General features: G+C 40.3%; 20 protein-coding genes and 1 tRNA gene. 14 read left to right on the plus strand and 7 right to left on the minus strand.

The window, feature by feature from the left end; genetic code table 11:
• Window positions 1–58: 58 nt before the first annotated feature.
• The 11 genes from NSTCB13_RS05305 to NSTCB13_RS05355 all read left to right on the plus strand — a co-directional run bounded on the left by NSTCB13_RS05305 (window position 59) and on the right by NSTCB13_RS05355 (window position 10,626).
• Window positions 59–814, plus strand: a complete 756-nt coding sequence (locus tag NSTCB13_RS05305; protein WP_448271604.1) for an SDR family NAD(P)-dependent oxidoreductase — start codon at window positions 59–61, stop codon at window positions 812–814.
• 42 nt (window positions 815–856) lie between these two features.
• Window positions 857–1,312 carry a hypothetical protein gene (locus tag NSTCB13_RS05310; protein WP_448271606.1) on the plus strand — a complete coding sequence of 152 codons (456 nt, stop codon included), beginning with the start codon at window positions 857–859 and terminating at the stop codon, window positions 1,310–1,312.
• Window positions 1,313–1,477: 165 nt separating this feature from the next.
• Complete coding sequence (locus NSTCB13_RS05315; RefSeq protein ID WP_448271607.1) at window positions 1,478–1,624, plus strand: hypothetical protein; 147 nt, start codon at window positions 1,478–1,480, stop codon at window positions 1,622–1,624.
• 777 nt (window positions 1,625–2,401) lie between these two features.
• On the plus strand, window positions 2,402–3,535 hold the full coding sequence (locus tag NSTCB13_RS05320; protein ID WP_448271608.1) for a hypothetical protein: 1,134 nt from the start codon (window positions 2,402–2,404) through the stop codon (window positions 3,533–3,535).
• Window positions 3,532–4,962: an NAD-dependent succinate-semialdehyde dehydrogenase gene (locus NSTCB13_RS05325; protein ID WP_448271609.1), complete on the plus strand. Its 1,431-nt coding sequence runs from the start codon at window positions 3,532–3,534 to the stop codon at window positions 4,960–4,962. Before NSTCB13_RS05320 ends, NSTCB13_RS05325 begins: the two co-directional genes overlap by 4 nt.
• A gap of 141 nt (window positions 4,963–5,103) precedes the next feature.
• Window positions 5,104–5,592, plus strand: a complete 489-nt coding sequence (locus NSTCB13_RS05330; RefSeq protein ID WP_322710748.1) for a GNAT family N-acetyltransferase — start codon at window positions 5,104–5,106, stop codon at window positions 5,590–5,592.
• A gap of 70 nt (window positions 5,593–5,662) precedes the next feature.
• Window positions 5,663–6,457: a class I SAM-dependent methyltransferase gene (locus NSTCB13_RS05335; protein WP_448271610.1), complete on the plus strand. Its 795-nt coding sequence runs from the start codon at window positions 5,663–5,665 to the stop codon at window positions 6,455–6,457.
• 29 nt (window positions 6,458–6,486) lie between these two features.
• Window positions 6,487–7,386 (plus strand): DMT family transporter, encoded by a 900-nt coding sequence (locus NSTCB13_RS05340; RefSeq protein WP_445628647.1) that lies wholly within the window; start codon window positions 6,487–6,489, stop codon window positions 7,384–7,386.
• Between the two features lie 68 nt (window positions 7,387–7,454).
• Window positions 7,455–8,492 carry an aspartate-semialdehyde dehydrogenase gene (locus NSTCB13_RS05345; protein WP_448268893.1) on the plus strand — a complete coding sequence of 346 codons (1,038 nt, stop codon included), beginning with the start codon at window positions 7,455–7,457 and terminating at the stop codon, window positions 8,490–8,492.
• Window position 8,493: 1 nt separating this feature from the next.
• Entirely contained in the window at window positions 8,494–9,594 is a 1,101-nt protein-coding gene (locus NSTCB13_RS05350; RefSeq protein WP_448271611.1) for an amino acid kinase family protein, read from the plus strand.
• Window positions 9,595–10,626: a DUF2817 domain-containing protein gene (locus NSTCB13_RS05355; RefSeq protein WP_445628650.1), complete on the plus strand. Its 1,032-nt coding sequence runs from the start codon at window positions 9,595–9,597 to the stop codon at window positions 10,624–10,626. It begins immediately after the preceding gene.
• A gap of 334 nt (window positions 10,627–10,960) precedes the next feature.
• On the opposite strand, the gene NSTCB13_RS05360 is transcribed toward NSTCB13_RS05355, so the two are convergent.
• The 7 genes from NSTCB13_RS05360 to NSTCB13_RS05390 form a co-directional block, all read right to left on the minus strand.
• A complete protein-coding gene (locus NSTCB13_RS05360; RefSeq protein WP_448268895.1) occupies window positions 10,961–11,944 on the minus strand; it encodes a substrate-binding domain-containing protein in 984 nt (327 codons plus the stop codon).
• 39 nt (window positions 11,945–11,983) lie between these two features.
• The gene (locus NSTCB13_RS05365; protein WP_448271613.1) at window positions 11,984–12,136 is read right to left on the minus strand and encodes a PEP-CTERM sorting domain-containing protein; all 153 of its coding nucleotides are present in this window, start codon (window positions 12,134–12,136) and stop codon (window positions 11,984–11,986) included.
• Window positions 12,105–12,914 carry a substrate-binding domain-containing protein gene (locus NSTCB13_RS05370; RefSeq protein ID WP_448271615.1) on the minus strand — a complete coding sequence of 270 codons (810 nt, stop codon included), beginning with the start codon at window positions 12,912–12,914 and terminating at the stop codon, window positions 12,105–12,107. The genes NSTCB13_RS05365 and NSTCB13_RS05370 overlap by 32 nt, the downstream gene beginning before the upstream one ends.
• A 364-nt stretch (window positions 12,915–13,278) precedes the next feature.
• Window positions 13,279–13,956, minus strand: coding sequence for a hypothetical protein (locus tag NSTCB13_RS05375; RefSeq protein ID WP_448271617.1), 678 nt, complete (start codon window positions 13,954–13,956; stop codon window positions 13,279–13,281).
• A 794-nt stretch (window positions 13,957–14,750) separates the two neighbouring features.
• Window positions 14,751–15,602 (minus strand): ModD protein, encoded by an 852-nt coding sequence (gene modD, locus NSTCB13_RS05380; protein WP_448271618.1) that lies wholly within the window; start codon window positions 15,600–15,602, stop codon window positions 14,751–14,753.
• 148 nt (window positions 15,603–15,750) lie between these two features.
• Window positions 15,751–16,377, minus strand: a complete 627-nt coding sequence (locus tag NSTCB13_RS05385) for a PEP-CTERM sorting domain-containing protein (protein WP_448271619.1) — start codon at window positions 16,375–16,377, stop codon at window positions 15,751–15,753.
• 379 nt (window positions 16,378–16,756) lie between these two features.
• A complete protein-coding gene (locus NSTCB13_RS05390; RefSeq protein ID WP_448271620.1) occupies window positions 16,757–18,958 on the minus strand; it encodes a PAS domain S-box protein in 2,202 nt (733 codons plus the stop codon).
• Window positions 18,959–19,219: 261 nt separating this feature from the next.
• Here NSTCB13_RS05390 and NSTCB13_RS05395 point away from each other — a divergent pair, with 261 nt between their 5' ends.
• From NSTCB13_RS05395 to NSTCB13_RS05405, 3 genes are all read left to right on the plus strand, one after another.
• Window positions 19,220–20,383, plus strand: a complete 1,164-nt coding sequence (locus NSTCB13_RS05395; RefSeq protein ID WP_448271621.1) for an SDR family NAD(P)-dependent oxidoreductase — start codon at window positions 19,220–19,222, stop codon at window positions 20,381–20,383.
• 5 nt (window positions 20,384–20,388) lie between these two features.
• Window positions 20,389–20,460: transfer RNA gene (locus NSTCB13_RS05400), tRNA-OTHER, on the plus strand.
• Window positions 20,461–20,903: 443 nt separating this feature from the next.
• A complete protein-coding gene (locus NSTCB13_RS05405; RefSeq protein ID WP_448273124.1) occupies window positions 20,904–22,247 on the plus strand; it encodes an adenylosuccinate synthase in 1,344 nt (447 codons plus the stop codon).
• Window positions 22,248–22,280 lie beyond the last annotated feature (33 nt).

Consider the following 22,280-nt stretch of genomic DNA (forward strand, 5'->3'; position numbering starts at 1 on the left):
CATTACGAATTATTTTGACAAAGCTTGCTATGTTGTCTAGATTTTGGGGAGGGTAACTATGATTGACCTCACAGGAAAAGTAGTACTAATTACAGGAGCGGCTCGTGGTATAGGCGAGGCATCTGCACGCGCTGTTGTGGCTGCGGGTGGTTCTGTAGTAGCCAACGATGTACTTGCAGAACAACTTGATGTTTTACAAGCCGATTTAGGCTCTGAGCGCTGTCACGTAGTTGTTTGCGATCTCGCAGATGTCACGGCTGTCCCATATCTATGGGAGCGTGCAACTGACTGGCGAGATGGCATTGATGTACTTGTGAACAATGCAGGAGTGTATGAAAAAGCACTTATTGAGGGTGATTTTGATGACTGGCATACCTCTTGGATGCGTACACTCAATATTAACCTAGTTGCTCCGGCATCCCTGTGTCGTGAGGCTATCCATCACTTTAAACAGCAAGGTGGTGGAAAGATTATTAATATTGCCAGTAGAGCAGGATTCCGGGGTGACTTGCCTGACTATACCCACTACGCAGCATCGAAAGGAGGAATGCTTGCTTTGTCTCGTACAATTGCTCGTGGATTTGCCGATAAGAATATCCTAGTTTATGCGATCGCTCCCGGATTTGTCCGTACAGAACTCAACGCCGAGTACTTCGATAGCTATGGTGAGTCAGCTGCTATCTCCCAGACACCACTGGGAGAAATGGCAATGCCACAGGATATTGCTAACGTTGTAATTTTTCTAGCATCAGATTTGGCACGTCATGTGACAGGCGCTACCATTGATGTGAACGGGGCGAGTTACGTCCGTTGAGTGTCGCAGGCTCCTGACAGCAAGTATAGGGATGAAAGTTAGATGGATAGTCAACACTTTCCGCTTCGAGGCGGATGTCACTGTGGCAACCTCAAACTTATATTTAACAGCACACAGACTCCAAACCGATTAGCTGTCCGGACGTGCGCTTGTTCCTTCTGTCGGAAACACGGCACCCGTAGTACCTCAGATCCCAATGGAGACTTGCAAATTCAGATTATCAATCCTGAGCAAGTCATTCGTTATCGCTTTGGTATGCACACAGCCGACTTTCTAATTTGCGGTTGCTGCGGCGTTTATGTTGCCGCTCTCATGCAGAATGAAACACAGCAGTCCTTTGCCACCATCAATGTCAATGTCCTAGATTGCGCTCAGTTAGTCTCTCAAGATTCAGTAACTGTGGACTACGATGGAGAGACTATGCGATCGCGACAACAACGACGTTTACGAGCTTGGACACCAGTCGTTTCGATTGAAGAACAGAATTCTCAGTCCTAATTAGTCGATCTAAATCAAAAGTGTCAATGTTTTTAGACTTGGACTTGCTTTTACACGCACCTTTATTCAAGTCTTAGTGCAGTATATACCGCACAGATAATTGATGAGCATTGGTTTGTAATGCGGACTTTCAGTTGGTTCAGCTACGTTATTAATCAAAATAGGATGAATATCGCTGTAGCGAGCAGTAGCTGTTATATATCTGCATTAGCTCAAAAAAATTCTTTGAATAAGAGAAAAAGGCAAAAAATTGCTAATTTTTTGTCTTTTTTAAAAGAAGTAATTGGTGATATAAATGAAATTTTTAACTAGTTAAGAAAAACATAAAAAATATTTTATTCATTGCTTAGACGATATAATACAGTGTATTAATGATTTTTATCACTGTGTATAAATCGTTCTAATTTTGTTGTCAAAATATAATTTATGCATCTTAAAAAATTTTAAAAAACATTTTTTAAAAGCTTGTATTTTTCAAAAAATAGTTGTATTGTCTACTTAGCTTGTACAAGCAGAAAAACATTAACAATAATGGAGAAACAACCATGAAGAAAGTAAACAAGAACGGTCGTTACCTTGGCACATTGTTAGGTTAATCTTTTTGGATTAGCTAACTACTGCTCAATTTGGATTTCCGGGTTTTTAAATAGCCTCAACAACAAATGTTAACCAGAATGGAGAAACAACCATGAAGAAAGTAAACAAGAACGGTCGTTACCTTGGCACATTGTTAGGCTAATCTTTTTGGATTAAGCCAGTTAGCATTTAAGTTGCATTTGTAAGAGGTTCTTAAATAAATCTCAAGAATTCGGAATATTTAATAAATCTGAGTTCTACAAGATGTAATTTAATTGGATAACAGCCTGATAAATAGGAGGGAAAAATCCCCCCTATTTATTCAAATAATATTTTTGATAGCAACAAAAATTGTAAATGATGAAATAATAAGTTTTCAGAATCAATCGACGTTCATATACACTTGTTAATTTGAGCGCAGATATAGTAACAACCACAAAACATAGTATTTTAAGTTGTTTTTAAGAAAATTCTGTAAAGAATCAACATTTTCTATTTACGGATATTATCAACATGGAAACTATACTCATCCGTCCACAACGCCTTCGTCAATTTGGAGCTAGCGAAGATAGTCATTTCTGCCTTGTTACCAACTCCTCTTTAGTAAACCAGTTTCAAATTGTAGAAGATAGCGGCTATACTTCTACAAAAATTGTGCCTTACGATGCAGAGCGATCGCTTGAACAGTTGTTTGACGAGAGTATTCCTGAGCCAGCCCATATTCTTGTGATTTCTCCCCAATACTTCTTTGAGTCTCCTGCACCCGAAAAGCTGGGACAGCGCAAGCTAGTTGTCATGCCTTGCAATTCCACACCAACGCCATTATTAGCGATTCAGCATTTTTTGGGAATCATGGAGCGCACCGATCCGGAAAAACTAGAAGCCTTTGCCGATCGCTTCTTCGATTTGGGAAGGAATAGTGAGTATCTGGAAATTATCAACGAAGCTCAAGGTACTAAAGCAATCTTTGAACACCTAGATGAGAGCTATGAATGGAACCAGCAGGCAGGATTTATCGAATGGGGAGAGCAGCAAATCGCGCCAGCAGGGGAACTCAGCGCTCTACCTGATGACATTATGCGATTTAACGCCAACCTCAGATTAGCAGTCAACGGTGAGATTGCATTGCAAGGTCAGCCTACAGTCCACTCAGGAACAGTTTCCTTTTTACCTGAAGATCGGGCACGAATTTACAAAGGGCTTGAGTGTATGCGCGATCGCGCAGTCATTGCTACAGTTAAAAACGGTCTGATTACAGAGTTACGAGCATCTCATCCAGAAGCTCAACCAGCAGTTGATATGCTCAATAATATGTTCATGTTAGATTCCCGTTACCGGATTATTTGGGAAATGGGGTTTGGCATTAATACCGCTCACGAACTTCTACCTGGGAATTTCGGTATGAACGAAACTTATGGCGGCAGTAACGGGGTGTTCCATTTAGGAATCGGTTTGACACCTTATACTCAGTATGCGCTGATCCTGATCTGCCCAGATACCCAAGTACTGGGGTCGGAATGGAGAAGCACTTGTTGGCAAGGCAGCAACGCTTTCAGCAACAAGGTAATGCACTGTAATTTAAATGTGCAAGTATGTTTGCGCTTCTGTGGAACTAATGGTACTACTACCCATAAAACTCTTTTATGAATCAAGAGTTTGGTTTGTTAATTGACGGCAACTGGTGTAATGGCAGCGATAATCGTTTTGGGGAATTAATCAATCCAGCTAACGAACAGGTAATAGGACGGGTAGCTTATGCAAGTCAAACCGATCTTGACCGAGCACTCGCTGCTGCCAAAAAAAGCTTTTTAAGTTGGCGTGACACACCAGTAAGTACTCGTGTGAAGATATTAGATCGGGCAGCGACATTACTCTATGACCGGATTGATGCTGCCGCACTCTTGCTTACCTGCGAACAAGGTAAGCCAGTAAGCGAATCCCGCCAAGAATTTATCCGAGCAGCCGAAACCATTGCTTGGAACGCCAAAGAAGCAGAACAAATTTTAGAGTACCGTAATTTTCCTGTGACAGACTATCACAGGTTTATCGTACCTGAACCAATTGGTGTTGTCGCTGCCTTTACACCCTGGAACTATCCGGCGGTTGTTTCTGCCCGAAAAATAGCACCAGCACTTGCAGCTGGCTGCACAATAATTCTCAAGGCTGCGGAAGAAACACCAAGTTCAGCTGTAGCGATCGCAACGGCATTGATTGATGCCGGATTGCCACCTGGCGTAATCAATTTAGTTTTTGGCGATCCACCAGCGATTTCTAAACATCTTCTTGCTTCGCCAATTATCAGGAAGCTTTCTTTCACTGGTTCGACAGTAGTCGGCAAACAACTGGCAAAGCTAGCCACAGATAATCTAGTACGCTGTACCCTGGAACTTGGCGGTCATGCACCAGCGATCGTCTTTGCAGATGCAGATGTTGATACTGCTGCTGAAGCGATCGCTGCTTACAAGTTTAAAGGCTCTGGTCAAAGTTGCAATGCACCTAGCCGAATTTATGTGCATGAAACTCTCTATGAACCATTCCTCAAACGGTTTACAGAACTCGTACAAAATATTCGAGTCGGTGACGGTATGGACGAGAACACTGATATGGGACCAATGGCAAACTCCCGTCGAATTGCAGCAATGGAACGCTTAGTTGCTGATGCAGTAGCTAAAGGCGGGTGTGTGGTAACTGGAGGAAAAAGGCTGCCAAGACCAGGATATTTCTTTTTGCCTACAGTACTGACTGAAGTTGCAGACGATGCAGCCATTATGAATGAGGAACCATTCGGCCCGGTCATCCCCATCGCATCTTTTGCTGATTTTGATGAAGTAATTCATCGAGCAAATAATAATCCTTATGGACTTGCAGCTTACGTATTTACTAGTTCGCCTGTAGTAGCAGAGGCTGCCGCTAAGGCTTTAGAAGTAGGTAATGTCGGCATCAATCAACTGAGTGGAGTACCTCCTAATGCACCAGTGGGAGGTATTAAAGACAGTGGCTATGGATATGAAGGCGGAACTGAAGGACTCGAAGCTTTTCTTAACCTCAAGTTGCTCAGTCAAAAGGTCTTATAGGAATCCGCTTTGATTCGGAGAAATTATTTGCGTAGGGAGGGAATAGGGAATAGGGAATAGGGAATAGGGAACAGGGAAGAAGGAATAAATGTGTACTGAGTTTTTTTCACGCAATCAAATACGAGTCCTATATAACTATCTATGTCAACAAAACCAACTATTAATTCCAAAATTCGTTTAGCCACTCATAATGATGTTCCTAGCATAATCAATATTATGCGTGAGGTTTATATCGAGCATGGTCTTGTATTTGAAGTTTCTCAAGAAATCCCAGATATTTTAGATTTTGAGCAAAAATACAATCAAAAATCTGCTGCTTTCTTTGTTCTATTAGTGCAAGAAGAAATTATTGGGACTGTAGGTGTAAAAATAATCAAATCTTCAGAAGCTGAAATCGTCAGGCTTTATCTTAAACGGGATTTTCGAGGTCTTGGTTTAGGCTACCAATTACTTAAAACTGCGGTTGACTGGGCACAATTACAGGGAAAAACTCATATAGAGCTATGGTCTTTTACTCAATTTACCCAAGGTCATCGTCTCTATAATCAATTTGGCTTTACCCAACTTGATACACGCCAAATGAATGATGTTAATCAAACTCAAATGTACGGCTTCGCATTTTCAATCTAAATACTCTAAATAATTTTTGATTAATCATCCGAAATATTAAATATTTCTTGCATAATGAGAGGACAGCAAAATGAAAACTAATTATGTAATTTCTGGAGGTAAAAAGGGTAAAGATCGTCTGAAATTACTAGCAGAAGTTGTGCAAAAAACTACACTAAATCTTTTAAAAAACGTTGGAATTAGTGAAGGAATGCATTGTCTAGACGTAGGATGTGGAGGTGGTGATGTAACTATAGAGATAGCTAAACTAATAGGTGCAAAAGGTAAAGTTGTTGGCATCGATATGGATAGTAGTATTATTCAGTTGATTCAAGAAGAATTTCAACAGAAATTTACTAATATTCAATTTAGAGTATTAAATGCTTTTGATCTCGATGAAGAATCACAATACGATTTGACTTATTCCCGGTTTTTACTAGCACATTTAACAAATCCCGGAATAGTGACTACAAAAATGTATCATGCTTTAAAGCCTGGGGGAGTTGCTATAGTTGAAGAAACAGACTTTTCTGGATATTACTGTCATCCAGAATCCCAAGCTTTTGCAAGATATCTTGAACTACACCGCCAGGTAATTGACCGAAGAGGTGGAAATGTCGATCTGGGAGCTAAAATTCCTAAAATTTTGAGAGAGTCAGGGTTTAAAAATGTTCAAGTTAATTTAGTACAACCAATATTTACAAAACTTTCAGAAAAAATAATTCCCCAAATAACGCTGTTTAATATTAAAAAAGCAATTATTTCCGAAAAGCTTGCCTCACAAAAGGAGATAGATTCTCTTTTAGCAGAGCTAGGTCAATTTATTGAAAGCCAAGAAAGTATTATAGTCTTTGCTAGATTATTCCAGGTTTGGGGGTACAAGTAAAAGTTGAATATTTTTAGTCTTATTTAAAGATGAAAAAGGAAAACTTTTCTACTGGAACTGTTGAACTGACTGTTGCTATGCTGGTGTCAGGAACAGTTGGCGTGTTTTTTAAAGAGTCGCATCAAGCGATTTTTAATGTTGTATTTTATCGCTGTATATTCGGAGCAATTTTTTTAAGTTTATTTTGCTATTTTAAAGGATATTTTAAGCAACATAATTTAACCTTACGACTACTAACACTGGCTCTACTTAGTGGTGTATCGCTGATTTTAAATTGGACATTAATTTTCAAATCTTTCTCGCTAATCTCAATCGCACTAGGGACAACAGTCTTTCATACTCAGCCTTTTTTTGTGGTTATACTAGGTAGCTTAATATTTAAGACTACTATTTCCAAAAACAAAATTGGCTGGATTGCGATCGCATTTTTAGGATTAGTGCTGGTTACTAAACTGCGGTTCACTATGGTGTCCTTCCACAGTTCTTATATTATTGGTATATTATTTGCTCTACTTGCAGCTATCTTTTATGCTCTGACTACCCTCCTTGTCAAGTGTCTTGAGGGTGTGCGTCCCCACCTCATCGTCCTGATTCATTTGACACTGGGAATATTTTTGGTTCTACCATTCACGTCTCTTGAAAAAGTTCCTCTTTTTGGCAACCACTGGTACTACCTGTTGGGGTTAGGTGTAATTCACACTGGTATTGTATACATTTTGATGTATTCATCCTACCAAAAGCTGACAACATCAGCGATCGCAGTTCTTACTTTTGCTAATCCGGCTAGTGCGATGCTTAGTGATTACGTCATCTACGGGCATATCTTAGAGCCAATACAGGGAATCGGCGTTGCACTCATCGTACTCGCCAGCCTTGCTGTGAACTTAAACTGGTCATTATTACCAACTAACCTGGCTTCAAAAATGTGAGCTAATCAACAACTGTGGATGTTGAACTTAAAATCTTATCCACTACAAAGTTTTTAGGGAGAAAGCCCATGCCAATTGTTCAGAAAAATCCTAGTATCGCGATTGTCGGAGCGACAGGTATCGTCGGTACTACTTTCTTGTCGCTGTTTGAGGAGCGCTCTTTTAAGTATTCAAATTTGCATTTAGTCGCTTCATCGCGCTCAGTCGGTCGTTGCTTAACTCAGGGTGGACGCGATTATGAAGTTTGCGATTTGGCGGACTTTGACTTTACAGGTGTTGACATTGCCTTCTTTGCTGCTGGAACGTCCATTAGTCGTGAATGGGTAGGAAAGGCAGTAGAGCAAGGCGCAATTGTGATTGACAACACAAATGCGTTTCGGATGCATCCCGATACACCACTTGTTGTACCGCAGGTAAACCGTCATCTTTTAGTAGAGCGGCCTAAAAGTGGAATCATCGCCAATCCCAACTGCTCAACAATTCCGTTGGTACGCCTTCTACAGCCGATTGAAGAAAGTTACCACGTCAAGCAGGTGATTGTCAGTACATATCAATCTGCTTCTGGTCGAGGTGTCACGGGTATTGAGGAACTCAAAAACGGTTGTTTACAAATCATCAAAACTCCACTAGAACCACCAAAAGCAGAGCGCTTTCCTCTGCCTTTGGCCTTCAATCTGATTCCTAGCATTGATGTGCTTCTTGATAACCATTTCACACTGGAGGAGCAAAAAATGCTTCAGGAGTCGCAGAAGATACTCAACCGTCCTGACTTGAAGGTTTCTGCAACTTGCGTGCGAGTGCCAGTTATTAACTGCCACTCAGAAGCAGTCTATTTTGAATGCGATCGCGACTTAGATCGCAATCATATCGTTGAATTACTCCGTCATGCTCCAGAAGTGACAGTTTATGACGGTGAAGGTACGCAAGGTTATCCAACACCGCGAACTATAGATAATCCCGACTATATCCATGTTGGTCGCATCAGAATTGACCCCAATAATCCCAAAGCTGGATGGTTTTGGCTAGTTTCTGACAATCTTCGGATTGGTGCAGCTTTGAACGCGATTCAAATCGCTGAGGAGATGATCCAAAGGCAGGTGATTTAAAATGCAAATCCGCGTCCTCAAGTTCGGTGGGTCAACCTTTCAACGTAGTACTGATTTCAACACCATTGCAGCATTTCTCAAATCTCGGCTTGAACAAGATAGCGACAAGCTTGTAGTAGTTGTTAGTGCAATGGCTGGTTTGACGGATGAGTTTCATAAACTCGCTTTGGAAGTTAACACTAATCCATCACCCGAAGCCCTTGACTCACTTCTTCCACTTGCTGATACTATCGGGGCAAATCTGCTTCGTTTAGCAGTCGAGGCGACAGGTATTTCTGCAAAAGTACTGTCTGGCTATCAACTAGGCATTATTACAGACTCTAACTTTTCCCATGCTTCGATCCAAAAAATTGATGGAGCAGTTTTAAAACAAGCACTTACAGAAGTTGATATTGTAGTAGTTCCTGGTGGTCAAGCAGTTGATAGCCATAATCGTCCCACATTTCTTGGTAGAAATAGTTCTGACTTTACTGCTGTGACACTAGCAACGACACTTGAACTTGAAAGTTGCGAGATTTTTTCTGATGTCAATGGCATTTACAGCGCCGATCCGCATCTCATCCAAAATGCTAGACTTCTTGAGGCTGTATCTTTTGACACTGCAATTGATTTTTCATTCAGTGGGGCAAAAGTCTTGCACTATAAATCACTACAAGTTGCCAAAGATAAAGGAGTGCAAATCGTGTGTCGGCATAATCGGGATGATTATCGCATTGGGACGGTAATTGGTGATGGCAAGACATCAAAGGCGACCATACTCGATCCTCGATCGATTGTTCTAGAGTTTGCGTCAAAACGAGATTTCGAGATTGCCAGACTTAAGCTACAACTAGCGAATATTCCTGTTATTTTACTCGAAGACCAAAAAATGCCAATGCTTGTAGTTACTTGCGGTTTTTTTGATGCTGTCAAGTTCCTAGCTGAGTCTGGTATTGACGCACATCGCCGAGATTCTCTGCTAATTAGTGAATTTAATGGTAATAGCCTAGTACTAAGGCATATTGTCAGTACTAGTGAGGCGATCGCATTATGCCAAACAATCCACGATCGCTTGTATAAACATAGCGAAAGTCCAAAACTGTCACAATCAAATGTGAATTAAATGGATGATATTTACTCTTGGTTTTCTCAAGACTACGCGCAAGCTCAAGAACGTTTCCGAAAAACAACGCATTTGTTAGAACACGGAGCTATAGAGGTTGGTGATGGTCTGACTATTGACTGGGCTTGGTCGGGAGACTCCAAGTCTCCTCACGTCCTAGTCTTTAGTAGCGGACTTCACGGCATTGAGGGATTTGCTGGTAGTGCTGCTCAACTTTATTTGCTTTCTCTTAACTCTGAAATCTCTACGCTTTGGCTGCATGTACTCAACCCTTGGGGAATGGCAAATCTGCGACGCGTGGATAACGCAAACGTAGACCTGAATCGTAACTTTCTCGCAGAAGAAAAGGAGTACCAAGGCGTACATCCGACTTATAGTCTCCTCGACCCTCTGCTGAATCCACCTTCGCCACCAACAAGAGATTTCTTTTTATTGCTAGTTATAAAGGCAGTACTTCAACATGGCTACGAGAACGTGAAAAGTGCTGTGGTTACTGGGCAATATGAGTATCCCCAAGGTTTGTTCTTTGGTGGTAAATCGTTACAGCCTGGGTTGTCTCGGCTATTATTATTTCTCGACAAAACGCTGAGTCATCGAGAGAGAATTGTACACGTTGATTTGCACAGTGGTCTTGGTAAGTTTAGCGAGATATCTTTGCTACTTGAAGGAGAGTCTAATCCAGAGCAAGTCGCACGAGCGGAGCGTGCGTTTGGCTCTAGGTTGAAAAGCCGTTACGATCGCAAAGGTGGCTACCTAGTCCGTGGTGGCTTTACCCGCGCTCTAGCTCAACGTCTTCAGGGTGTCCGCTACGATGGGATTACGTGTGAGTTTGGCACCTATAATATGCTCCATGTTTTAGCTGCGTTACGCAACGAGAATCGACTGCATCACTATGCACAGAAAAACTTGTTTGCTCCCTCTAAGCAGCGATTGCTAGAGGTCTTTTCACCCTCCGATCTAACATGGCGTAGTCAGGTTTTATTAAATGCAATAACAGTTTATAAACAAGCCTGTGTAATGTTAAATGATTAGGGTGCGGCTCTTTTCAAAAGACGGTATCCCGAACAAGAATAAATTAAGAGATGCTTGTTGAACAAAGGTCTTGAACAAATTATCTGGTTTAAAGACAAGCACCAGAAATAGCCAGAGTCAGGGGATAGCCATGCAGTATGCAAGCATCAACCGTAAATGAAGACGTATTTTTCTGTGCTTTGAATGATAATTTGGAAAAAATTCTGAACCATAAATCGAGCAAGAGTTAAAGTATCTAATAGCTCGAATGTGAATTCGTTGAGGATAAACTCAAGTGCTATTAGATTTTGTAATACTTTTTTTTCTCGGCCTAGTGTTCTTTTACTTTAGCTATTTACTTGTGACAAACAAATACTCGTTTTTTCTTAAGGGCAAAAACTAAGCCCATTGCAAGGATACTTCCACCTATAGTATTAGGTTCAGGAATAGAAGTAGAGGGGGCGCTAAATCCATATTTCGCCAGTACTTTTTGTCCATTTGATGAAATAATGTAATTAGCTAATTTTTGACCATCTGAACTGGCATCATTTAATACTGTTAAACCATAATCAGCTTTGACTGCTAGGTTTTGTGGTAATTCGACCAGCTTCAGACTTGTTGAATCAGATGGAACTTGTAATGCTAACAAAGCGCTAGTATAATATGCCAGATTGACATCTACTGGCTCAGGACTTTCTTCCAAAGAATAATATATACTACCACCTGAATCATTCCTGTTTTGTGGTATTATCTGTGGCATCAGCCCTGAATTACCCAGATTCTCTATTTTGTTTGGTGAGAAAAAAGCAGTGTTTTTATTTAACTTTTGAAAACTCCCTGGTTTGATTCGATCGGCTTTTTTATATACGACCTGTGCATAGTATCCCAAAGGATCGGTGTCAGGCGGTGTACCTATCCGAAGATTAGGTAACTGTTCCAAAAAGTTACTGGATGTTAAAGACGAATCAGCTCTAGTGACAGCAACTAAACGATTGCTAGCGAACTTTACCACTGGTCCACCCAAACCTTTCTCATATACTTCGAGTGGTTTATCAGTATCAGCACTAGCAAAAATATCAGGTTTTTCCCCTCCTTGTATTATGCGATCGCGCTGGATATCAGAATGATTAAAACTCGTTTCTACAGGAATACCATTTTCCTTAGTGAAATCATCAGCTACTTCAGAAAGACCTGCTCTCAAACTGCCAGCACCAAATAAAACAACTGAAGAAGGTTCTGTTTGAGGCGAGGTTCCAATGTTAGCAGCAAAAGTTTTGTTGCTGACAATTATGTTAAAAATGCAGCTAGTTAGTGAAGCAGCGACTAAGTATTTTTTCATGTTTATACAGCTTTGGGTTCAGTACTATTTTTTGGTAGCTTATTTAACAGTTTGTTCTGCCAATTTTTTCTTGAGTGCTAAACCCATAATTGCAGCTAGTAATAGTCCCCAAACATAGTTGGGTTCGGGTACTGATTTGCTGGAGCTAATAAAGCCATACTTATGCAAAACTTGCTGTCCTTTGTCTGACAAAATATAATCTGCTAGTTTCTGTGCATTTGGGGTCAGCATTTTTGATAACTGTTAAACCGAATGGTGCTGCAACAGACAAATAATCTGGTAGCCCAACTACTTGCAGGCTCGGATCAATTTTTTGCGATGCGATCGCGCCAGTATAGTAACTTAAGAAAACATCTGCTTGCTGAGTTTTGTCTAGAAAATATACTAAGCTGTCTTGTCCTGATGGGACTATTGGGGAATTCCTTCCACCTGTTAATTGCAAGGCTTTACTATTGAGGGTATCAAAACTACCAGGTTTTTTTGAATTAGCTTGAGTAAATATCTGTTGAGTATAGTCTCCAAGAGGATCTAATATAGGTGTTGCAATTCCCAACTTAATGTTGGGATTTAGTAAGTAATCTAACACCTGATTTGGTGTAATTTTTGCCTGGGAATACTTTGATGAAAACACCGCTACAATCTGGTTTTGAGTAAATTCCACTGGCTGACTGCTCAACCCCTTACTGTAGAGTTTTTGGGGATTTCCAATATCTGCACTAGCAAAGACATCAGCAGTAGGTTGTCCCAGTTGGAGTTCTGTTTCTATTGCTTGCTCTCTAATCCCTGATGGCCCAAATACTGTATTCGTTCCTATTCCTGTTTCTTCGGTGAAGTCTTGGCTGACTTCCGTTAGTGCATTTCTTAAACTACCTGCTCCATATAAGTTGAGATTAGCTGCAAAAGCTTGATTTGGTATCAGAACACTAAAGGCACAAGCTGCCAAAGAACCTGTCAAAAAATATTTTTTCATCTGTTCGCTAAAATCTTCAAGTTTTTGGGTATTTTATCCTCAAAGCTCACATTACCAACTTAGTTGGAAAAATGTCAATTACTTTATATAGACAAATGTTGACTTTGTTACTTACAATCTTCGGTTAAGAAAGTTATCAGTTAAGGCAAGCAGTTATTGAGCAGTTATTGAGAAAGAATTATTGCTTAATAACTCTTTTTCCTCCCCTGCTTCAACAGCTGATCCAAACCGTATTCGGCTTTGTTAATTATTGAAGATATGGTAGGCGTAAAACTTGTTTTACGCCAGTGATACTCAAGAGATTTACAAATCTCTCCAGAAGTTATTGCTGATATTATTGAGATTGACAACCTTAGTCTGTATATCAGAAATATTTTGGTTTCAAAGGAGAAGGAGGAGCAGATAATATGACAATATTTCTCACATTACTAACGTAACGACCTCCAGCTTTGTCACCTGGAACTACTAAACGAGCAAATCCTTCGTCTGTTAAAGGCACTACTTTACCATCACTACCTTTTTTTTCAAATGCAACTAGCACTGTTTTCCCTTCAAAATTAGGTTGAATTTCACCAATAGCTACGACTGCACCATAGCAATCTGTGGCGTCAACTAGAACATATTGCCTCAGAAAAGAGTTTTTACTATTCACCCCAGAATTCCCAGGTTTTAGACCACCTCCGGCTTTCGGATTATTAATCAATTCCCATAGAGGAACTCCATAGTATGTTTCTGTTCGTGGCCCTGAGCCGGTTTGAAAGCTCACAGTGATTTCAGTAACTAATGCTGGATTTTGTTTTTTTAAAGCATCTTGTAAATTTCGCAGTTTTTGCAAGTTATAAGTGGCTGGATTCTTGAGTTCTCCACCCAAGCGAAAACTTTGCGAAGAACCTCCAAGACACTTATTTTTATCCCAGACAGAAGGTGTTTTTTCTTCTCGACTCCAAGGAAGATCGCTCCTGGAGTCGGCTAAAGTAGGCTGCCATAAAACCAGTATCGATAGCATTAAAGACGCAATGGGTATCTGGCGGGTAAAACGCATAAAACATTTCTCCGTTTACTATTGAATATTGAAAAAACTAGATTGTTTTGCTCAAAGCTGTTTGCTTACCAAAAATTAGTATCGTTATCGCCAAAATTGAGCAATTTGACAATAAATTCTGTTAGATAAAAATAAAAACGGTTCTATCGTTAAACTTTCAACTCCTTACCAAACGCTACTAAATAGCTAGTTTTTAATATGAGTTATTAAAAACTAATAAATCCTAACGCCAAAGTTAGCCGCAAACCTCTTGTTAGATTTGCGTTTTTCCAAATGGATAAGTATATCTGTGCAATCTAATGAAGATAATACCAACTTATTGAGTAAAATACCAACTAATATAGTAATCAAACACCAACAAAATTAATTTTTATTTCTTTTTAAAATAGTTCAGCTTAATGTTGTAAATAAACGAAGCCGTCGTTATTTGCCTTATAAGTAGGTAACTATCAAGCTAATAAACTTTTTATAAGTGAGACTCACCTGTAAATTGGAAAACTGTCCGAGTTATGGGGAAGGGTTGTAGTTGTCCCGACACTATAGTTGAAGCAAAACCATAGAGCAACTAGACTACTCCGTGTATACAACCAATAAACCAAATAAATGCTACAATTCATGGTGCAGTGAATAGAGCGATAGATGGCCATATCGCTCTATTTCATCAACTGCTTAAGAGCTTCGCAAAACGTCCATTTACTGCCGTTCTAAGTCTTGCCTAAGCACTGTTCTTTCTGGCTCAACTCCTGCGTTTTAACAACTGCAATCTTAAGTATCAAACTAAATATCAAAATGCACTACTGTGCCATCGTCATTCTGACTGCAATATCGCATGGTTTACCAAAGTACGGTGAACTTGTCACTAAAATATCTACACCAGTACTAGCATAATCCTTAATATTTTCAGAGGTAATACCACCAGCAGCTGCTAGTTTTAAGTTTGGGTACTGCTGCTTCAACTTCAAAACTAGAGGCTCAAGGTCTGGTAGAGAAATTTTATCAAACTGAATTAAATCTACACCTGCTTGAGCAGCCATCCAAGCATCTTTTGGTGTATCTACTTCAACGCAAATATGTTGTTCTGGAAACTGTCGTCGCAGTTCAGTCATACGCTCAATTAACCCACCTATACCTCCCAGGAATATCAGGTGTTGGTTAAAGATCAGAACTGTTTCAGATAATCCTAAGCGATGAAAAAATCCTCCGCCAGCTAGAACTGCTTTGATGGAAAGCGCTCTAGTACCTGGAAAACATTTACGAGTAGTCACAATAGAAACTGACTGATTTACTGTTTTAGCAGTATCTACTAATACTCTTGTACGCGAAGCAATACCGGAAGCATATTCCATCAAATTTAAAGCAACTCTCCAACCACTGTGCAAAGCTTGAGCAGTGCCACTAGCTTGAAGAATTAATTGCTTCTCTTGGCAGACTGTACCACTTTCGACTTGATAATGAACTTCAGCACCACAATATTTTAATACTCTGGCTGCTTCTTCAATAGCACAAATGGTCATTGGATGACGGGTAGAAAACTCGATTTCACCAGGTTGCTTGCCAATGCCAAGTCCGTAGGTTGTCAAATCTAAGTAGGGAACATCTTCCTGAATTAACCTAGCGATCGCCTCATCTGAGAAGAAAACACTCATTTTAGTTTTATGATCGGCTGACAAATAAATAGCTCAATCAAGATTCCCACTAAACCTAATCTCATTCAGTTGTAAGAATTGTAATAATTACTACTATTGTTCCAAATAGTTTGTAAAAAAATAACTTTATTAAGAAAGAATATATACCTCAGTCGCCAAAATGAGTTAAATGCTGTATTCTTAAACCTACTTTTCGCTTATACAGTAGTAAAGTTATACCACCCGTGACTAACATAGCAGATATTGAATCTGATTCAGGAATTGGTGTAATTTGACCCAAACCACTTATTGTGTTGCTAAACTGGCCAAAATCATTCACTCGACGACCGGTAGTAACTAAAAAATATTTCTGTCCTGTAAGGAATTCTCGGTTGAAAGTAACAGTACTACCATTAGTAGTAGTACTTGCTATAAGAACATTGGTTAATTGTTCAGTAGGATTGAAACTATCCTGATATAAAGCTAAGAAAATATCCCATTTTCTATTTGCAGGTGGCGTAGGTTCAGATTCACCACTGATATTATATAAACCCGATTGCTCGACCGTAAAATCGAATACACTGTAAGGTACACTCATTCCCAAATTCCCATCTTTTTCACCACTGATAAGAGTGGGAGGATTCCCTGGTGCTACACGCCGCCAAATCGGTTCGTTTGTTGTATCTCCCTGATAAGTCAAGGTAGCAGCTTTAGAGGGTTGAGCGGTAGAAACAGTAACTAATGCTAACCCCAGAATAACCATTAATGGTTTTTGAAAAAACTTTCTTTCTAACATAAATTATCTCTTGATATTTTCTAACATTTCATCATTTTTAACAGCCCATAAGTAAGGAAAAAATTACTTTCTCATTTTTGGTAAGCTAAAACACATATTTATTGCATAGTGAAGGAGTGAGTTTTATTGACTGCTGACAGTTGACAGTCAAGAGTTAACACTCAACAGCCAACACGACCATATATGATTTAAAAAGTGTGAAACAGCTTAAATAATGCTTAAACAGTTTCGATCTGAGCGTTTAAACTTATGAATTATTCAACAGTATTGATTGCGTATGCTTTTATACAATTTGGTGTTTTCAACTGAAGCTATCATACCAACTAAGTTGGACCAAATCAATTCAATTACGTAATTAAACGCTGACTTTATCAAAACTTTAAGTAAAAAGTTTTTTATCTGATTCCAATTGTTGAGACAGCGAATGTGTGTCTTTGAATGTTGAGGCAGGCAAGTACACTGTAAATTGAGTACCTCTGCCTAATTGACTGAAAACATTGACAAAACCACCGTAATTCTTAATAATACCCAATGCCGTAGAAAGTCCTAAACCTGTACCTTTGCCTACCTCTTTGGTAGTGAAAAATGGTTCAAAAATTCTTTGCTGGACTTCTGACGACATCCCCATACCAGTATCCGTCACCACGATCGCAATATAAGAACCAACTTTCGCATCAATATTTATCTGGGTAGAATGTTCGCCAATCACCAGATTTTCCGCCGCAATCCGAAGAATACCGCCATTGGGCATAGCATCGCGGGCATTGATTACTAAGTTTATCAATACCTGATGTAGTTGGGTTATATCTCCACGAACGTACCAGAGATTTTTAGGGATATCTATTTGGCAAATAATGGATTTAGGGAATGTTTGAGCGATAATTTGCTCAATCTCTGCCATCAAAGGCTGAATTTCCACAATTGTCCGTTTATCTTCAATACCGCGTGCAAAAGATAACACTTGTTTAAGCAAATTAGCGCCGCGTTTGACATTATTTTCTAAAGTTTGTAATATTTGCTGACTCTGCGGATCGGGCAATTTCTTCTGCAATAGTTGAACTGACATTAAAATTGGCGATAGGATGTTGTTGAGGTCGTGAGCGATACCGCCAGCTAGAGTGCCGATACTCTCCAAACGTTGCGATCGCAGAAGTTGAGCTTCTAGTTGTTTCTGTTGCGTAATCTCAGTATTCGCACTCAAAATAGATTTGGGTTGTCCATTCTCATCTGGTATCAGTGTCCACCGACTTTCAACGATAATTACTTTGCCTTCTTTTGTCAGTTGATGCAACTCACCCCGCCACTCACCCGTATTCATCACCTGCAAATAAGCATCTTCTAGCTGTGGTGAATCTTTATACAAAAGTTGCAAAACATTCTTACCCACAACTTCCTCAGCCTTCCAGCCATACAGACGTTCAGCACCTTGATTCCAAAACAAGATTTGGTTGTGGATATTTCGCACCAGAATCGCGTCAGTTGATACATCCAGCAGCAACCCTTGTTCGCGGATTTTCTGTTCTGCCTGTTTTTGCTGGGTTATATCTCGCGTCAGTGCCAAATGGATGAACGTACCATCAGATTCGTTATGTAGCGGTACGGCATGGGTTTCTATGTAGCGGCGAGTGCCTTTAAATCCCACGATTTCAAACTCCAAAGTCCCCTTATTACCTTGGCAGACACTTTCATGCAAGTTGGCAAAGGCGGCTCTATACTCTGGTACAATTACGGCATCAACTGGTTTACCAATCAAGATATCAGCACTTTCTACTTCCATCATTGCCAGCCCTTCAGCATTAATTTCCAAAAGGGTGCCATCTCTGGCAATTAGCTGGATGCATTCTGGTTCTGCATCTATCATGGCGCGTAAACGATTTTCGCTTTGACGTAGGGCCAGTTCTGTCTGCTGAAGTTGCCTGAGATAACGCCACAACAAATCATATAGCAACGCCACCAACACCAAATCCACAATCGCAGCGATAAAAAATGTCACTATCGCCTTTTGAGAATTTGCTTGTGACTGCTGCATTTCCTGCTGTAATAAATTTTTCTCTGCCTTCAAAGAGTCGTTAATCAGTTGTTGAATCTCTTTGCCAATTTGTTTGTCATTATCAGATAATATTTGCTGCCGAACTGCTTCTAATCCCTGGTTTTTTCTGAGGTAAATTTCTTGTTGCAAAATGTTGAGCCTGTTGGTAACTTTCGGCTCTAGCAAAGCAATCCACTGCTGCTTTTGACGGTTATTAGCAGTTAGTTTTTTGAAATTATGAATATTGCTATTTATTTGTTGAGCAGCTGCAAGATAAGTTTGGAAATCATCTGCATCTGCTGTAATTAAATAACTACGTTGTGCAGTTTCAGTATCTTTGAGTGTAGATTGGATACTTTCAATTTGGCTAATAACTTTATAAGAGTATGTTAGCCATTGTTGGTTGTGAATTAACTTCACAGTGTTACTATACGAAACTACAGCATTAGTAAATACAACTGCCAATGCTAAGATGAATATTGCTTTCAGCTTTTGGACTCGATACCATTTTTTGATCGTGCGATCGCCCTTTCTGCCGCAGATGCCTTTCATCAGTTAAGATTAAATATTAAAAAAATACTGAGAAATTTTAAGGATTTTGATAACACGGGTAGCAAAATACAATCTCTTAAAGTTGTAAATATCTGGATTTTTTGGAATGATGATTTATACATAATAGTTACAAATAAATCAGCTAGTTTTTAATATAAATTCATTTTTACAGTAATATGGGCAATGCAGTTTAGATGAGATATAGCCATTTTCAATCCAGTGAGCTACAGGTATGCAAGGCAATAATACCAAAAATGACTAATGACCAAACCACCACGTTGCATTGTCTGTAAGACAAATTTTTTACAAGGTCATAGTTTTTACACTGGACTCTGTATTGAGTGTGGAAATCTTAACTTCAGCAAGCGTCAACAAACTGCTGATTTACGGGGTACAATTGCCATTGTCACAGGAGGCAGGGTAAAGATTGGTCATGGGGTAGCATTGAGACTGTTGCGAAATGGTGCAACTGTGATAATGACAAGCCGTTTTCCTCATGATGCGGCAAAAAGGTACGCAACAGAGCCAGATTTTCTAGAATGGCAACATCGTTTGCAAATTTACGGACTCGATTTGCGCCATCTCCACAGTGTTGAGCAATTTACCCAACACGTTTGCAAGTTTTATCCGCGACTCGACATTATTATCAATAATGCAGCACAAACAGTACGTCGTCCGCCTGCGTTTTATCGTCATTTAATTGAGTTTGAATCACTACCTTTCGGGGAACTACCGCCAGAAATACAGGTGTTAGTCAGCCATAATCATGGAGTGAAGGCTGAGAATCCAACACTATTAGGTAATACAGAAGAAAAAGCCACATTTACCGAAAATTCTGCTTTCCTCTCCCAAATCCCTTTAATTCCCGAAGACAGCGTAGATAATTCGGCTTTCCCTTTAGGAGGGTATACCGATGATGGACAACAACTTGACTTGCGTCCTTTTAATAGCTGGCTGATGAAGGATGATGAAGTCAGTATTTTAGAATTATTGGAAGTGCATATAATTAATGCGATCGCTCCATTTGTGATTAACAGTAGACTCAAGCAATTAATGAGCAACTCCAAAGAAACTAATAAATACATTATTAATGTTTCTTCAATGGAGGGGCGATTTAACGATGTTGACAAACCCTGGCGACATCCCCACACCAATATGGCAAAGGCTGCTCTCAATCAAATGACCCGTACCTGTGCCAAAGAATACGCCAAACATCGTATTTTTATGAATGCAGTAGACCCTGGATGGATTAGCTTTCAACATCCCTATCATCAAGCAAAATCCATGCAAGAACGTGGTGTTTATCCTCCCTTTGATGTCAATGATGCGGCTGCACGCATTTGTGACCCAATTTATCTAGGAATTAACCAAGGTAAAACACCTTTTGCTAAATTATTTAAGGATTATAGAGAAATAGATTGGTAATTTCTGGCAGTGTAGCTTAATGGTAGAGCGTTCGCCGTTCAAAGCGGAAGGCAACCGTTCGATTCGGTTCTCTGCCCCAGCAACGTAGTTCAAACAGTAGAATTCCTTGGAGTACACCAGGAGATACGGGTGCAATTCCCGTCGTTGCCTTTTAATCAAAACTCTCAAATCTAAAATTACGTGAATTCGACAAGCCCTTTTTTGACCTCTCCCCCAACCTGACTTTTCACGGTATCTGAAAAACCTCTCTTCTATTTCTCTCTCCTAAAAGGCTACGGTGTACACACAAGTGTTGGTGCAGTGAGTGTATCTATCCCGCCTCGGAATAAATTCCAAGTCTCATAACCAAAGGCTTCTTTTAGAGGACTAAACTAAATTTCTTGTTTAGTCCTCTAAAAGAAGCCTTTAACTATCAGCCCGGAACTAAAGTTCCGGGCGGGATATTTTGATTATTGACATGATTCACGCAATATGTTAATAATAATAGTTTGTGGAAACTTTACTTCTTAATATTAAGCTCTTGGCTAACGTCATTGTCATAGGTGCCCAATGGGGCGATGAAGGAAAAGGTAAAATAACTGACTTACTCAGCCGTTCCGCAGATGTTGTGGTGCGTTACCAAGGGGGTGTCAATGCTGGACACACGATTGTAGTTAAAGGTCAGACCTTTAAACTGCATTTGATTCCCTCTGGGATTTTGTATCCAAATACCGATTGCATTATCGGCTGTGGAACAGTGATCGATCCACAGATTTTGATCGCAGAACTCGACCAACTAAAAGAATTAAATATTTCCACTGACCACCTGCTGATATCTGAGACAGCCCACGTAACCATGCCTTATCATCGATTGATTGACCAGGCATCTGAAGAACGACGGGGAAGCCATAAGATCGGCACAACAGGTCGGGGCATTGGGCCGACTTATGCTGACAAATCTGAACGTACAGGGATTCGGGTTTTAGACTTGATGGACCCGAATGGACTGCGCGAGCAGCTGGAATGGACGATCAATTATAAAAACGTCATTTTAGAAAAGCTTTACAACTTGCCGCCTCTAGATCCACAAGAGGTGATCGAGCAATATTTGGGCTATGCAGAACGCTTGCGGCCTTACGTTGTTGATACATCGTTGAAAATATCCGATGCAATTTGGCGACGGCGCAATATTTTGTTTGAAGGCGCACAAGGTACGCTCCTAGACTTAGATCATGGAACTTATCCCTATGTTACCTCCTCTAACCCAGTGGCGGGTGGGGCTTGCGTTGGTACTGGGGTAGGGCCGACAATGATTGACCGGGTAATTGGGGTGTCGAAAGCCTATACAACTCGTGTGGGAGAGGGGCCATTTCCCACCGAATTAGATGGAAAATTGGGAGAATTATTGTGCGATCGCGGTGCCGAATTTGGCACAACCACCGGACGCAAACGGCGTTGCGGCTGGTTTGATGCAGTCATCGGTCGTTATGCCGTGCGGATTAACGGCATGGATTGTATGGCGCTCACCAAACTGGATGTCCTTGATGAATTAGAGGAAATCAAAGTTTGTGTCGCCTATGACATAGATGGTCAACGTAGCGAACACTTCCCCACCAGTTCTCGTCAATTTGCTAGATGTCGTCCCATTTACAAAACCTTGCCAGGGTGGAAAGTGTCAACAACTCACTGTCGCACCCTAGAAGACTTGCCACAAGCAGCATTGGATTATCTGAAATTCTTAGCCGAATTGATGGAAGTTCCGATCGCGATCGTCTCATTAGGAGCCAGCCGCGATCAAACCATAATCGTAGAAGACCCGATCCACGGCCCCAAACGCGCTTTATTGCACCCTGACGGTACACCTGCTACCCTACTTAGTGCGTAAATTTAGTCATTAGTCATTTGTCATTGGTCATTA

It is taken from the genome of Nostoc sp. DSM 114160, from assembly GCF_053470305.1.